At 65.4% G+C, this 14,302-nt stretch carries 11 protein-coding genes; 10 read left to right on the top strand and 1 reads right to left on the bottom strand.

What is annotated here, in order from left to right:
- Positions 1-168: 168 nt before the first annotated feature.
- Positions 169-744, top strand: a complete 576-nt coding sequence (locus tag IDT60_RS03935; protein WP_164202039.1) for a helix-turn-helix domain-containing protein — start codon at positions 169-171, stop codon at positions 742-744.
- Between the two features lie 131 nt (positions 745-875).
- Here the strand turns inward: IDT60_RS03935 and IDT60_RS03940 are convergent, their stop codons facing one another.
- Positions 876-1,727, bottom strand: a complete 852-nt coding sequence (locus IDT60_RS03940) for a DUF559 domain-containing protein (RefSeq protein ID WP_191080936.1) — start codon at positions 1,725-1,727, stop codon at positions 876-878.
- Positions 1,728-2,088: 361 nt separating this feature from the next.
- Here IDT60_RS03940 and speB point away from each other — a divergent pair, with 361 nt between their 5' ends.
- From speB to IDT60_RS03985, 9 genes are all read left to right on the top strand, one after another.
- The gene (gene speB / locus IDT60_RS03945; protein WP_191080937.1) at positions 2,089-3,156 is read left to right on the top strand and encodes an agmatinase; all 1,068 of its coding nucleotides are present in this window, start codon (positions 2,089-2,091) and stop codon (positions 3,154-3,156) included.
- A gap of 2 nt (positions 3,157-3,158) precedes the next feature.
- Positions 3,159-4,865 carry a thiamine pyrophosphate-binding protein gene (locus tag IDT60_RS03950; RefSeq protein WP_191080938.1) on the top strand — a complete coding sequence of 569 codons (1,707 nt, stop codon included), beginning with the start codon at positions 3,159-3,161 and terminating at the stop codon, positions 4,863-4,865.
- Positions 4,866-5,018: 153 nt separating this feature from the next.
- Positions 5,019-5,495, top strand: a complete 477-nt coding sequence (locus IDT60_RS03955; protein ID WP_191080939.1) for a MarR family winged helix-turn-helix transcriptional regulator — start codon at positions 5,019-5,021, stop codon at positions 5,493-5,495.
- A gap of 10 nt (positions 5,496-5,505) precedes the next feature.
- Positions 5,506-7,104, top strand: coding sequence for an MFS transporter (locus tag IDT60_RS03960; protein ID WP_223883873.1), 1,599 nt, complete (start codon positions 5,506-5,508; stop codon positions 7,102-7,104).
- A gap of 162 nt (positions 7,105-7,266) precedes the next feature.
- A complete protein-coding gene (locus IDT60_RS03965) occupies positions 7,267-9,000 on the top strand; it encodes an ABC transporter ATP-binding protein (RefSeq protein ID WP_191081818.1) in 1,734 nt (577 codons plus the stop codon).
- On the top strand, positions 8,997-11,075 hold the full coding sequence (locus tag IDT60_RS03970; protein WP_305072154.1) for an ABC transporter ATP-binding protein: 2,079 nt from the start codon (positions 8,997-8,999) through the stop codon (positions 11,073-11,075). Before IDT60_RS03965 ends, IDT60_RS03970 begins: the two co-directional genes overlap by 4 nt.
- Before the next feature lie 50 nt (positions 11,076-11,125).
- A complete protein-coding gene (locus tag IDT60_RS03975; protein WP_164202025.1) occupies positions 11,126-11,542 on the top strand; it encodes a thioesterase family protein in 417 nt (138 codons plus the stop codon).
- Positions 11,543-11,653: 111 nt separating this feature from the next.
- Positions 11,654-11,893: a hypothetical protein gene (locus tag IDT60_RS03980; RefSeq protein ID WP_191080940.1), complete on the top strand. Its 240-nt coding sequence runs from the start codon at positions 11,654-11,656 to the stop codon at positions 11,891-11,893.
- 84 nt (positions 11,894-11,977) lie between these two features.
- The gene (locus tag IDT60_RS03985; RefSeq protein WP_164202021.1) at positions 11,978-14,212 is read left to right on the top strand and encodes an McrB family protein; all 2,235 of its coding nucleotides are present in this window, start codon (positions 11,978-11,980) and stop codon (positions 14,210-14,212) included.
- The last annotated feature ends 90 nt before the right edge of the window (positions 14,213-14,302 follow it).

Raw genomic sequence — 14,302 nt, forward strand, 5'->3', positions numbered from 1 at the left:
GACAGGCAACACTTGTTGCCTAAAAGAGTATGTTGTGACGTGCGTAACAGTCAAGGACGGCAGCGCCATCTTGTCGGTGAACCGGGCTCGCGCCGCGTCACGGCCACTGCTGGCCACTAGGATTGCTCCAGAGATGGGGCCGGACCGCCGGCCATGAAAGGTCAGCATATGAAGGCACTGCCAGTCGAGCCGAGCAACATTCCGGTTGCCATCGGGTCCAGAATCCGTGCCGCCCGGCAGTCCCAGCGGCTGACCATCGAGCAGGTTGCCGACGCCACCGGCCTGACCAAGGGGTTCCTGAGCCGCGTGGAGCGCGACCTTACATCGCCGTCGGTCGCCTCGCTGGTGACGCTGTGCCAGGTACTGTCCATCTCGATCGGCGATCTGTTTGCGGCCCCGGAAACCCACCTGACCAAGCGGAACCACGGTCCCAAAATCTCCCTGGGCGGCGAGGGCATCGTGGAGCGGCTGCTGACGGCCCGGTCCGAGCGCCGCATCCAGATCATCCAGGCTGTGATTGAGCCCCACGGCCGGGGCGAGGCTGAACTCTATGCGGTGGACTGTGACGTGGACGTGCTCCACGTGATCAAGGGCCGCATCCGCCTGATCCTGACCAACGAGGAATACGAACTCAGCACCGGCGACACCGTGACCTTCCCGGGCCGCGAACCCCACACCTGGGTCAACCCAACCGACGAATCCGTTGAGGTCCTCTGGGTTCTGGTCCCGGCTGCGAGCCGCTAGTTCCTTTTGCTCGCCCGCGTGCGTTCCTTCCCGGTTTGTTGCCCGCCTTCCGAGGCCGCGCCCCGGGTGCGCCCCGGGTGTGGCGCGGGTTGGCGCGGGCGGAGATGCACGGATTGGGGCCGCCGGCATGACTAACCGGGCTGGAACGCCCGTGTTGCTGTCCCTTGTCCGTTCCGGGCGGCCAGCACAGCCCGGATTTCTCCCAATACATGGTCCGGGTTGAACCAGATGTGCTCCGGCATGTAGCGCAGGACGGCGAATCCCTGAACTGTTGACGTATTGTTCCGGTCGCGGTCCCGGAGCATGTCCGCACGCTGTGAATGGAACGCGAATCCGTCGATTTCCACGATTAGGAACCCGTCCAGCAGGAAATCCACCCGTCCGATTCCCGGCAGGAACACCTGGGCGTCGAAATGGATGCCGTTGGTCCGGAAAAGGTGCTGCGCATCGACTTCCACAATGGACTCCGCGCGCAGGTCCAGATCTCGCAGCGCCCGCAGGACCGGGGCCGACCGGTCTCCCCGAAGCTGGTCTTTGAGCAGCTCCAAGTGAATACCGTGCAGTCGGATGGCCGATGTTGCCAAGGCCGTGGACGACGGCGGCGCCAGGCATCCGAGCGCGTGCAAGGTTACGTCTTCCACGGCAGCTATCGGTAAGTCCTGGTGGCCATCGAAGCGGAGGGTCCGGTGCCGGATGAAGCCCCTTCCGTGGCCGTGATTGCACGCCAGGTGCAGGCGGGGCGGGGGATTTCGGAGCCACAGCCCGTACCGGGAGGCTGCGCTGGCGCACGTCAGCCGTCCGTTGTGCCGGATTGCGGCGGCGAGGTCCGGGTCGCAGTCCGGTACGAGGAAAACTCCCCGGCGTGGCTGCGTCGCACCCAGGTCCGTGAGCCGGCCGATGTCCCGCCGGGAGTAGCCGGCGCTGAGGAGCTGCGCGGTGCGGGCCGCTCCGCCCGCCTGCTTGAGGTACTCGAAGATGTCCATCAGGCCATTGCAGGCCGTTCCCGCGCCGGCCGGAAGGCAGAACAGGCCGTATGTGGACGGCTGCGGGACCGTGCAGGACCGCCCGTGCCGTGCCTTCCCGCCCGGTTGCTCGGCCTGTCGCGGCATGCTGGCCAGGGAAGCCCGCGGGATTCGGGCCTTGCGGGCGACGGGGGTCCGGCCGGCCCGGGGGTAACTGGGTTGGAAGGTACGCGTCCGGCGGCGGGCAGGCAACGAACGTGGACGGCGCGGGATCCGCAGACGCAAGTGGGGGCAGCATGTAAACAGTTGATGCGCATTAGAAAACTTCGGGCTATGATGGCTGTCACACCTGCCGATCAAATCCTCGAAGGAGAGGCTCACCGTGAAAGAGCTGCGCATCGAAGCCAACGGCAACATTGGCCCGATCGATTCTGCCCGCATTCCGCGTTATGCCGGAGCCGCCACCTATGCCCGCCTGCCCCGCCTGGACCAGGTGGCCAAGTCCGACGTGACCGTGGTGGGCGTACCCTTCGACTCCGGCGTTTCGTACCGGCCCGGCGCCAGGTTCGGCGCGAACCATGTCCGCGAGGCCAGCCGCCTGCTCCGCCCGTACAACCCGGCCTGGGACGTCAGCCCTTTCGAAAACATCCAGGTGGCCGACGCCGGCGACATGGCGGTCAACCCGTTCAACATCAACGAAGCCATCGAAACCATCCAGCAGAACGCCCTGGACCTGACGTCTGGCGGCAGCAAGCTCGTGACGCTCGGCGGGGACCACACCATCGCCCTTCCGCTTCTCCGCGCTGCGGCCGAGCGGGCCGGGGGACCTATCGCCATGCTGCACTTTGATGCTCACCTGGACACCTGGGACACCTACTTCGGCGCCGAATACACGCACGGAACGCCGTTCCGCCGGGCCGTCGAGGAAGGCATCCTGGACACTGAGGCCATCAGCCACATCGGCACCCGCGGGCCGCTCTACGGCAAAAAGGATCTCGACGACGACCACCGCTTCGGGTTCGGCATCGTCACCTCCGCCGACGTTTACTACCAGGGTGTCCTGGAGACGGTGGCCAAGGTCCGCGACCGGATCGGCAACCGCCCGCTGTACATTTCGGTGGACATCGACGTCCTGGACCCCGCCCACGCACCCGGCACCGGAACCCCCGAGGCCGGCGGCATCACCAGCCGCGAGCTCCTGGAAATCATACGGGGCTTCCGCGGCATGAACCTGGTGGGGGCCGACATCGTTGAAGTGGCACCGGCCTACGACCATGCCGAAATCACCGGCGTCGCTGCCAGCCATGTGGCCTATGAACTGGTCACCCTGATGGCGGACAATGCAGTGGAAGGCGACCGCTTCGGCGCAGCCAACGGCTACGCCGCCCAGGCACTCGGCCGGGAAGTCCGCCAGCCCGCCGGTTTCGCCGCCGCCTCGAAGGAGTCATAAGAATGATCGATTTTGATCCGGGCACAGCAGCTGCTACCGCAGGCGAAGGCAAGGGTACCGATGTCCGCAACGGCGGGGACCTCGTCGTCGAAACCCTGGAAGCACTTGGTGCCAAGACGGTCTTCGGCATCCCCGGCCAGCACGCGCTGGGGCTGTTCGATGCCATGGGCCGCGGCAACCTCCACTTTGTCTCGTCCCGCGTGGAGAACAACAGTGCCTTCGCCGCAGACGGCTATGCGCGCGCCACCGGTGAAGTGGGTGTGCTGTTCCTGTCCACCGGACCGGGCGCGCTGACGTCCCTCGCCGGCCTGCAGGAGGCCTACGCAACGGGCGTGCCCATGGTGGTGGTGGCCAGCCAGATCCCGCTCGACGGACTCGGCGCCCGCCGCAAGGGCATGCTCCACCAGCTCGATGACCAGAAGGCCTCGGCCGCCAACGTCACCAAGAGCCAGCGCCTCATCCAGCACGCCTCCGGCATTCCGTCGGCAATCCAGGATGCCTGGACCGAGGCCATCTCCTCGCCGCAGGGCCCGGTCTGGCTGGAAATCCCGCAGAATGTCCTGCTGGATCCCATCATGGTTCCCCCGGTGGAGGATGCGCTCGCCGAGGCGGCCGACAACCCGCCGCGCGTGGAGCTTGTCCGCGAAGCCGTGAAATGGCTGTCGACGGCGGAGCGTCCGGCCATCATCGCCGGCGGCGGCACCCGGAGGGGCCGGGCCGAGAAGTCCCTGCTCTCCATTGCCGAAAAGCTCCGGGCGCCCGTGATCTGCACCCCGGGCGGCAACGGCGCGTTCCCCTGGAACCACGAGCTCTCGCTGCAGTCCTGGATCGAGGACCGGTACATGACCGACGTGCTGGAGGATGCCGACGTCCTGATCGTGATCGGCTCGTCCCTGGGCGAGGTGACATCGAACTACTTCACGTTCGAGCCCCGCGGCCGGATCATCCAGATCGACGCCGAGCCGCGCGTTCTCGAGTCCAACCGTCCCGGCCTGGGCATCCGTGCCGACGCAGGCCAGGCGCTCGCCGCCCTCGATGAAGCCCTGGTGGCGCCCGTCGAAACAACCCGCAGCTGGCACGGCGTCAGCCCCGAGGACCTGGTCGGGGAGTCCCTCGCCAAGGTGCGGGCTCGGCTCGAATCACAGGACCTGGCCAAGGAACTGAAGTTCATGGCCGACATCCGCGAAGCCGTTCCCGACGACATGCAGACCTTCTGGGACATGACCATTGCGGCCTACTGGGGCTGGAGCTGCTGGGATGCCCGGCAGGGCCAGTTCCACTCAGCCCAGGGGGCCGGGGGACTGGGGTATGGCTTCCCGGCAGCAATCGGCGGGGCCGTGGGGCTGGAGACGCTGGGCAGGTCCGGCCGTGTGCTCGCTGTCTCCGGGGACGGCTCGTCCATGTACTCCATCTCAGAACTCGCCACCGCCAAGCAGCACAACGTCCCGGTTACCTGGCTGATTGTGGACGACGGCGGCTACGGCATCCTGCGCGAATACATGGTGGGCGCCTTCGGCAAGGCCACGGCCACCGAACTCGCACGTCCGGACTTCGTCAAGCTCGCGGAAGCGTTCGGTGTGCCGGCCACGCGCGTTGCCCCCGAGGATGTGGGGGACGCGCTCAGGGCGGGCTTCGCGGCAGACGGGCCCAACGTCGTCGTCGTCGAAACCCTGCTCAAGATGTTCGGCCCGACGCACCTGGGCACCTAAGCCCAAGCGCAAAGAATTCAGTCCCGCCGCGCGGAACCACTACTGAGGCCCCCTTTCCGAGAGGAGAGGGGGCCTCCCTCGTCTTCTTAGTTTCCCAAAGCAACCTTTTAGGGATATAGTTGCTTCAGGCAAACAACTGAGGAGATCGACATCATGGCAGTCGCGCCGGACACCGCAGCGGACCTGGTCTACCGCATCTTTGACCTCCAGCGCATGGTTCGCTGCGTGGCTGCGGCGAGCTTCCGCGGGCAGGACACGGGGGTCGCCCTGCAGGGCGTGCTCCGCTACGTGGGGGAAGGGGAATCGCGTGCCACCCACCTCGCCGAGCGCCTCGGTGTCAGCGCCCCTGTCCTCAGCCGCCACATCGCGGACCTTGAAGAGCAGGGTTATGTCATCCGGCGGCAGGATCCCGACGACGGCCGGGCCCAGCTGGTTGCCTTGTCGCCTGCGGGGGCGGAAAAGCTTCGCCGGATCGAGGAACACCGCGCGGTAACCCTGCAGGGTTACCTCAGCGACTGGAGCCAGGAAGACGCCGAAGACACGGCACGGATCCTGGCCAGGCTCTCCGAATCGCTCAAACAATCAACCCGGGCAACGGCGGCCGGACCCATCACCATCCCGACCCCCTAGAAGGACCGATATGTCGAGCCAAGCACCCGCCGCCCCGCCCATAGTGATGACCCACCGCCAGATCATGGAGGCCCTCACCGGGCTTCTGGCGGCATTTTTCACGGCCATCCTCAGCAGCACCATCGTGGCCAACGCGCTGCCCACCATCATGTCGGACCTCCACGGCACCCAGACCGACTTCGCCTGGGTGATTACCGCCGCCCTGCTGGCGAACGCCGTCACCACCCCCATCTGGGGCAAGCTGTCGGACCTCTTCAACAAAAAGCTGCTGGTCCAGCTAAGCATCGTGATCTTTGTGGCCGGCTCGGTCATGGCCGGGCTTTCGGAGACCATCCCGCTGCTGCTCACCGCCCGCGTGATCCAGGGCGTTGCCATGGGCGGGCTCACCGCGCTGGCACAGTCCATCATCGGCACCATGATCCCGCCGCGGGACCGCGGCAAATACTCCGGTTACATGGGTGCCGTGATGGCTGTCGGAACAGCCGGCGGACCGCTGCTCGGCGGATTCATCGTGGACAGCCCGCTCGGCTGGCGCTGGACGTTCTTTGTCTGCGTGCCGCTCGCCGTCGTCGCGCTCATCCTGCTCCAGGTCACCCTGAAGATCCAGCACATCAAACGCCCCGCCAAGATCGACTGGCTCGGCTCCGTCCTCCTGACATCCGGCGTCAGCCTGCTCCTGATCTGGGTTTCCTTCGCCGGCAACCCGGCCTACTACGACTGGGTTTCCTGGCAGTCCGCCGCCATGGTGGGCGGTGGCGTGGTGCTGCTGGCCCTGCTGGTGCTGGTGGAATCGAAGGTTGAGCAGCCCATCATCCCGCTGAAGATCATCTCCGAACGCACCACCGCACTCGCCATCCTCGCCTCCGTGGCAGTGGGCATCGCGATGTTCGGCTCCACCACGTTCCTGGGCCAGTATTTCCAAGTAGCCCGCGGCGCCACCCCCACCGAAGCCGGGCTCCTGACCCTTCCGATGATTGCCGGCAACCTGACCGGCTCCGTTGTCTCGGGTCTCCTGATCAGCCGCACCGGCAAGTGGAAGGGCTACCTGATCGGCGGTTCCATCCTGCTGATCGGCGGACTCGGGCTCGCCGGAACCATGGACCACACCACCGAACTGTGGCAGGCCGGGATCTTTACCGCCATCCTTGGCCTCGGCTTGGGCATGCTGATGCAGAACCTGGTGCTGGCCGTCCAGAACACGGTCCGCGCGTCCGACATCGGAACGGCCAGCGCGTCCGTTGCCTTCTTCCGCTCGGTGGGCGGGGCGATCGGCGTCGCCGTGCTCGGTGCCGTCCTCAGCAGCCGGGTCACCGAACTCGCCACTCAGGGACTGGCAGCGGCCGGCATCCCGGTAGCGGGCGGTTCCGCTGCGGCCACGATGGACCTGGTTGACATGCCGGCGCCTGTCCGCGAAATCATGCGCGCCGCCTACGGCGATGCCACTGCCGAGGTCTTCCTGATCTCCGCCGGTGTGGCCGTGGTTGCCCTGCTCTCGGTGCTGTTCATCAAGGAACGGCCGCTGCGGCGCACCGTGGACATCCAGCCGGACGCCGCGCCGGACACAGATGCGGAACGTCCGACGGCGGAACTCACCTCCGTGGCTAAGTAACCGCCGGGGGCCGGCGCGCAGTACGCCTACGGGATGAGATTTACCGGGCGATGTTTCGCCCGGGCAACGGATTTCGTACAGTGGGTAGGCTAAGAATGTCAGCCTCTGCTGCTACTACTTATCTCACCATTTTCGCGCTCTCTCCCTTAAGGACCCGTGGGCATGCTTCTGACCCTGATACGGCGCTACTCCAAGCCGTATATGCCGTATATCGTGGCCGTCATCGTTTTCCAGCTGGCGTCCACGATTGCGGCGCTTTACCTGCCCAGCCTCAACGCCCAGATCATCGATGAAGGCGTTTCCCGCGGGGATACCGACTTCATCTGGCGCACCGGGGCCGTGATGCTCCTGGTGGCGATTGTCCAGGTGGGCACGGCCATCGCCGGTGTCTACTACGGCTCCAAGACGGCCATGGCCGTGGGCCGCGACCTCCGCCGCGGGGTGTTCCGCAAGGTCACCAGCTTCTCGGCCAAGGACGTCAACAGGTTCGGCGCGCCCACGCTCATCACCCGCGGCACAAACGACGTCCAGCAGGTCCAGATGCTGGTGCTGATGGGCCTGAACTTCATGGTGGCCACCCCCATCATGTGCATCGGCGGCATCATCATGGCGCTGCGCGAGGACCTCAACCTGTCCTGGCTGGTCTGGGTTTCCGTGCCGGTGCTGATCATCGTGGTGGGCTACCTGGTGGTCCGGCTGATGCCCCTCTTCCGTGCCATGCAGAAGAAGATCGACCGGATCAACGCCGTCCTTCGAGAGCAGATCATTGGCATCCGGGTGGTCCGCGCTTTTGTCCGCGAACCCTATGAGACCGACCGTTTCGGTGTGGCCAACAAGGATCTGACGGACGTTTCCCTCAAGATCGGGGCACTGTTCGTCCTGATGTTCCCGGCCATCGGCATGATCCTGCACCTTTCCACCGCCGCCGTCCTGTGGTTCGGTGGCCAGCGCGTGGATTCCGGCGAGATGCAGGTGGGCGCACTGACTGCCTTCCTGCAGTACCTGCTGCAGATCCTGATCGCCGTCATGATGGGCACCTTCATGGCCATGATGATCCCGCGGGCCTCGGTCTGCGCGGACCGCATCGGTGAGGTGCTCGACGTCGAACCCTCCATCCACGATCCCGAACACCCCGAAACTCCGGCCACGCTGGCCGGTGTGGTGGAGTACCGGAACGTCACCTTTGCCTACCCCGGTGCCGAATCGCCGGTGCTGAGCAACATCAGCTTCACCGCCAAGCCCGGGGAGACCGTGGCCATCATCGGCTCCACCGGTGCCGGCAAAACGTCGCTGCTGTCCCTGCTGCCCCGCCTCTACGACATCGCCGAGGGCGAGGTGCTGCTGGACGGCGTCCCGGTCAGCAACCTGGACCGGGCCGAGATCACCAGGCGCGTTGCCCTGGTCCCGCAGCGTCCCTACCTCTTCTCCGGGACCATCGAGCACAACCTCCGCTTCGGCAAGACCGAAGCCACGGACCAGGAACTCTGGGACGCGCTGCACATTGCCCAGGGGGAGGACTTTGTCCGCGAGAAGAAGAACGGCCTGAACTCCCGCATCTCGCAGGGCGGCACCAACGTCTCCGGCGGCCAGCGGCAACGGCTCTGCATAGCCCGCGCTTTGGTCACCAAGCCCAGGGTGTACCTCTTCGACGATTCATTTTCGGCACTCGACGTGGCCACTGATGCCAGGCTCCGCGCCGCACTGAAACGGACCACCGCAGATGCCACCGTGATTATCGTGGCCCAGCGGATCTCCACCATCACCGAGGCAGACCAGATCCTGGTCCTGGACAACGGCCGGATTGTGGACCGCGGAACGCACGAGGAACTCCTGGAAACCTCGCCCACCTACCAGGAAATTGTTGAATCCCAGCTGAGCGTGGAGGAAATGGCATGAGCGCCGCCAAGAAGGACCCTGCAGGCTCCACCACGGAAACGACGCCCACTGCCACAGCAACAGGTACCGCAACCCCCGAAGAACTCCTGGACGACGAGGAATTCTTCGAAGAGGAATACAAGCCTTCTGAAGCCGACGGCGACATGTTCGGCGGCATGCCGGCGAAGAAGGCCGAGCACTTCTGGCCTTCCGCGAAACGCCTCCTCGGACTCCTGAAGCCGGAAGCCGCCGGCATTCACGCCGTCGTGGCCCTGGTGGTTGTCTCGGTGGTCCTGAACGTCATTGCTCCGAAGATCCTCGGCCAGGCCATGGACGTGATCTTCGGCGGGGTCGTAGGCAAGCAGCTGCCCGCGGGGGCAAGCAAGGAAGAGTTTGTTGAGGGCTTGCGCCAGCAGGGCCAGGACAACTTCGCGGACATGATCTCCAAGATGGAACTGGTGCCAGGCACCGGGATCGACTTCCAAAAACTTTCGGTCCTGATTGCCATCGTGCTGCTGATGTACTTTGTGGCCAACATCTTCCTGTGGCTGCAGGGCTATGTGCTGAACCGCATCGTGATGAAGGTCATCCGAAAACTCCGGGACGACACCGAAAAGAAGCTGAACCGGCTGCCGCTGAACTACTTCGACACGCGCCAGCGCGGCGACGTGCTCTCCCGGGTGACGAACGACGTCGACAACGTCCAGCAGGCGCTGCAGCAGGCTTTCGCGCAGCTGATCAGCTCCCTCCTGACGGTCATCGGCATTGTCATCATGATGTTCATCGTTTCCTGGCAGCTGGCCCTCATCGCCCTGATCGCGCTGCCGCTCTCCGGTGTTGCCGCTGGCATCATCGGCTCGCGCAGCCAAAAACTGTTCGCCGCCCAGTGGAAGAACACCGGCTCCCTGAACGGCCAGATCGAGGAGTCCTTCTCAGGGCACGACCTGGTGCGGGTTTTCGGACGCGACGCCGACATGCTGGCGCGCTTCGAGGAACGCAACGAGGAGCTGTACAAGGCCAGCTTCGGCGCCCAGTTCGTCTCCGGCATGATCTTCCCCGTGATGCAGTTCGTCTCCTACCTCAGCTACGTGGGCATCGCCGTGGTGGGCGGCCTCCGGGTCGCCTCCGGTTCCATGTCTCTGGGCGACGCCACGGCGTTCATCCAGTACTCACGCGAGTTCACCCAGCCGCTGGGGCAGATGGCCGGCATGGCCAACATGCTCCAGTCCGGTGTTGCGTCCTCGGAACGGGTCTTCGAGTTCCTCGACGCCGACGAGCAGGACGCCGAGACCGCCACCGATCACCTGCCGGCCAAGACCGACGGGCATGTGGAGTTCCGCAACGTCACGTTCAGCTACACCGAAGACAAGAAGCTGATCGAAGACCTGTCCTTCACGGCCGAACCCGGGCACACCGTGGCCATCGTCGGACCCACCGGGGCCGGCAAGACCACCCTGGTGAACCTGGTGATGCGCTTCTACGAGCTCAACTCAGGGTCCATCACCCTGGACGGCGTGGACGTTACCAGGCTGAGCCGTGCCGAGCTGAGGTCCAAGGTCGGGATGGTACTCCAGGATGCCTGGCTGTTCGGCGGGTCCATTTACGACAACATCCGCTACGGCAACCTGGACGCCACCGAAGAGCAGGTCATGGCGGCGGCGAAGGCCACGTTCGTGGACCGCTTTGTGCGCGCGCTGCCGGAGGGCTACGACACTGTCATTGACGAGGAAGGCAACAACGTCAGCGCCGGTGAGAAGCAGCTGATCACCATTGCCCGCGCCTTTGTGGCCAACCCGTCGCTGCTCATCCTCGATGAGGCCACCAGCTCCGTGGATACCCGCACCGAACTCCTGGTCCAGAAGGCCATGGCTGCCCTGCGGACCGACCGGACAAGCTTTGTGATCGCCCACCGCCTGTCCACCATCCGCGACGCCGACACCATCCTGGTGATGGAGAACGGCCAGATTGTGGAGCAGGGCAACCACAAGACACTGCTGGCGGCCGAGGGTGCGTACTGCCGGCTGTACATGTCCCAGTTCGCCGGGTCCGACGTTGAGGAAACCGTTGTGGACGACTCGACGGCGGTGCACAGCTGAGCGCCAACGGAAACCCGGCCGAACCCCGGCGCATCGAGGTCCTGGTCCCGATGCGCTGGGGGGACATGGACGCCTACGGACACATCAACAACGTCCAGATCGTGCGGATGCTGGAGGAGGCCCGGATCGCCGCGTTCGGGCCGCCCCGGGGCACAGGCATGCCGGGCATCGAGCCGGAGGTAGCCCTCTTCAACGAGGTCCCTGAGGGAACGCTGGCGCTGGTGGTGGACCACAAGATCCGCTACGTGAAGACCCTCGAATACCGCAACGTTCCTGCCGTGGTCCAGGTGTGGATCGGGGCCGTGAAGGGCGCCAGCTTCGACATCCACTACGTGGTGCAGGACCCGGTCACGCAGGTGGAGTGCGTCCGCGCCAGCAGCCACCTGGCGTTCGTGGACGAGGCGTCGGGGCGTATCCTGCGCCTCACCCCGGAGCAAAAGGAGCGGATGGCGCCGTTCACGTTCTAGTCCGCCTTCATGCTGTGCACTTATCGACCTGCAAGACTGTTGGACCGCGCACCCGTTGCGCGGTAACGGCGCCACACCTGAGACTGTAACTGTCTACTAAGGAGCTTCACCATGGCCAAGAAAACCAAAAAGACCTGGAAAGAAATGTCACCGGCGGCACGGGCAAGCTTCGTGGCCATCGGCATCGCGCAGGTTTCATTGATGATCGCCGCCCAGCGGGACATCAGCAAACGTCCGGCGGAGCTGATCAACGGGCCAAAGGCGGCATGGCGGATGGCGTCGATGATCAACTTCATTGGGCCGATGGGCTACTTCGTTTTGGGGCGCAAGCGGCCCGGGGTAAGCGCTTAGCACGTCGCGGGGGGTCCCGACCGGACTCCCCGTCGGCAGGGACCGTGGAGCAGACGCCCAGCTTGAGCCTGTAAATTTGAAGCCATGACCCCTGCCCCAAAGCCTGCCATGCACCGCGCCCTCGGAGTCTCCAAGGAGATCGAGGACGCGGCGTGGTTTGTACTGGGACCAGGGCTGCAGGGCAAGCCCTCGGCCCTCGACGGCACAACACTGACCTGGACGGCGGACGCGGCGGCCGAGCTGCTGGAACGGCTTGAACAGGGCGTCGCCGATGCCAAGGCGCCCATGATGACCAACCTCCGGCAGAACCTTGAGGGCGCCTCCCGCGAGGCCAAGCAGCTGGCAGTGGAGCTGCTGTTCCTGCAGTCGCTGCCCCTTGCTCACGAGGTCAAGTCGCTCAAGGTCAAGCGCGCCCGTGTGGCGGAGGCGGCATCGTGGTTGGAACCCCCGCTGGAGCTGCCTGAGGAACTGTACAAAGGCATGACGGACCACGGTGTGATCAGGGACCGCACCGCGGAATTCAACTGGACCATCTGGGACCACCTGAAGTGGCTGTGCCGCTTTGTGCAGCACGTGGACCAGCAGGTCCCGGCAGCCATCACCAAGGCGCTGAAGGATCCGCTCAAGTTCCACGAACTGGCCGCCGGCACACCCTTGGACCAGCCCGCCATCCGGCGCAGCATCGAGTACCTTGCCTGGCCCGGCTACTTCGAGCCGGTGGTGGCCGACGTCGAACGCCGGGAAATCCGTGACGCCTTTGCCTCCCTGGTGGGCGGCGCCAAGGGTGATTCGGACGAGGAGATCACTGCGGACATCCACCGCATCCGCCTGCACCTGGACGAGCAGGCCGGGCAGCGCATCGATTGGTACGCGCGCCAGCTGGTCAGCCAGTGGCGCAAGGTGGGGGACCCCGGCCGCCGCGCCTGGCTCCTGCGCACGCACAGCGACAACGCCGAGCTCCTCGCCGCGTGGCAGGACGAGGAGAAAGTGACGCTCGACGTCGAACATCTCCGCCATCTTGAACCGGGCGTAACGGCCGGGCTGGTCCAGCACGCGGTGGATGAGGACTACAAGCACCTGGGGTACGTGGAGCGGGAGGACACAAAAACCGCGGTCTTCGCTTTCCTGACGGTCATGAAGCCGGGCGACCTTGTCCTGTACCAGAACTCGGGCACCGTGCGGCTGGGTGTTGTGCTCGGCGAACCCGACCACAACGAGGACCACCGCCGGATGCGCCGCAAGGTGCGCTGGCTCGACGACGAGGGCCACGCCACCGCCGAGCTGCCCCGTCACGTCCAGCGCCAGCTTGCCACTGCCGGGATCATCGTGGATGTCACCAAAGTGGTGCAGGCCCTCCAGGCGCTGGTCCCGGGAGAGGCGGAACCGGACGACGACGACCCCGCTACTGCCGCCGTCGAGGTCGTCCCCGTGCAGGAGGGCTTCCGCCCGCTGAGCCGCGGCTTCGCGGATTCGCTCCACATGGACCTCGAACCGCTCCAGGAGATCGCGGAGCTGCTGGAGGAAAACCGCCAGCTGGTCCTCTACGGTCCGCCGGGGACCGGCAAGACGTACCTCGCCAAGCACCTTGCGGCCGAGCTCGCGCAGGACAGCACCGACGAACGCGTGAAGCTGGTGCAGTTCCACCCGTCGTATGCCTATGAGGACTTCTTCGAGGGCTACCGGCCGGACAAGACAGACGAGGGGCAGGTGTCCTTCAAGCTTGTGGCCGGGCCGCTGCGCCGGCTGGCCGAGGAAGCCGCCAAACCCGGGAACGAAAAGAAGCCCTACTTCCTCATCATCGACGAGATGAACCGCGCAAACCTGGCTAAGGTGTTCGGCGAGCTGTATTTCCTGTTGGAGTACCGTGACGACCGGATATACCTGCAGTACAGCCCCAACGAGCCGTTCACCCTGCCGGACAACCTGTACATCATCGGCACCATGAACACCGCGGACCGGTCCATCGCCATGATGGACGCCGCCATCCGGCGACGGTTTGCGTTCATCGAGCTGCACCCGCAGACCGAACCGGTGAAGGGATCCCTGCTGCGTTTCCTCCAGGCACGGCAGCTGGACACCACGCCGGCGCTGCTCCTCGATGCCCTCAACGCTGCCATCGACGAGTGGGACAGGGACCTGATGATCGGCCCGTCCTACTTCATGAAGCCCGCTGCCCAGACGCCGGCCGGGCTTCGCCGGATCTGGAAATATGAGCTGATGCCGCTGCTTGAGGAGCACTACCACGGCCAGCTGACGAGGGCGCAGCTGGAGGAGCGGTTCGGACTGGAACCGTTGCTGGGACGCCTTGCGGCCAGCTAAGAACCCGTTGGCTGAAGCGAAACCCCTGCCGGGCAAGCCGCTGCCAGCCAAGCAGCAGCCGGCAAAACCGCCGAAGCCCCCGGTGCACGG

It is taken from the genome of Pseudarthrobacter sp. BIM B-2242 (genome assembly GCF_014764445.1).
Taxonomy (GTDB): Bacteria; Actinomycetota; Actinomycetes; order Actinomycetales; family Micrococcaceae; genus Arthrobacter; species Arthrobacter luteus_A.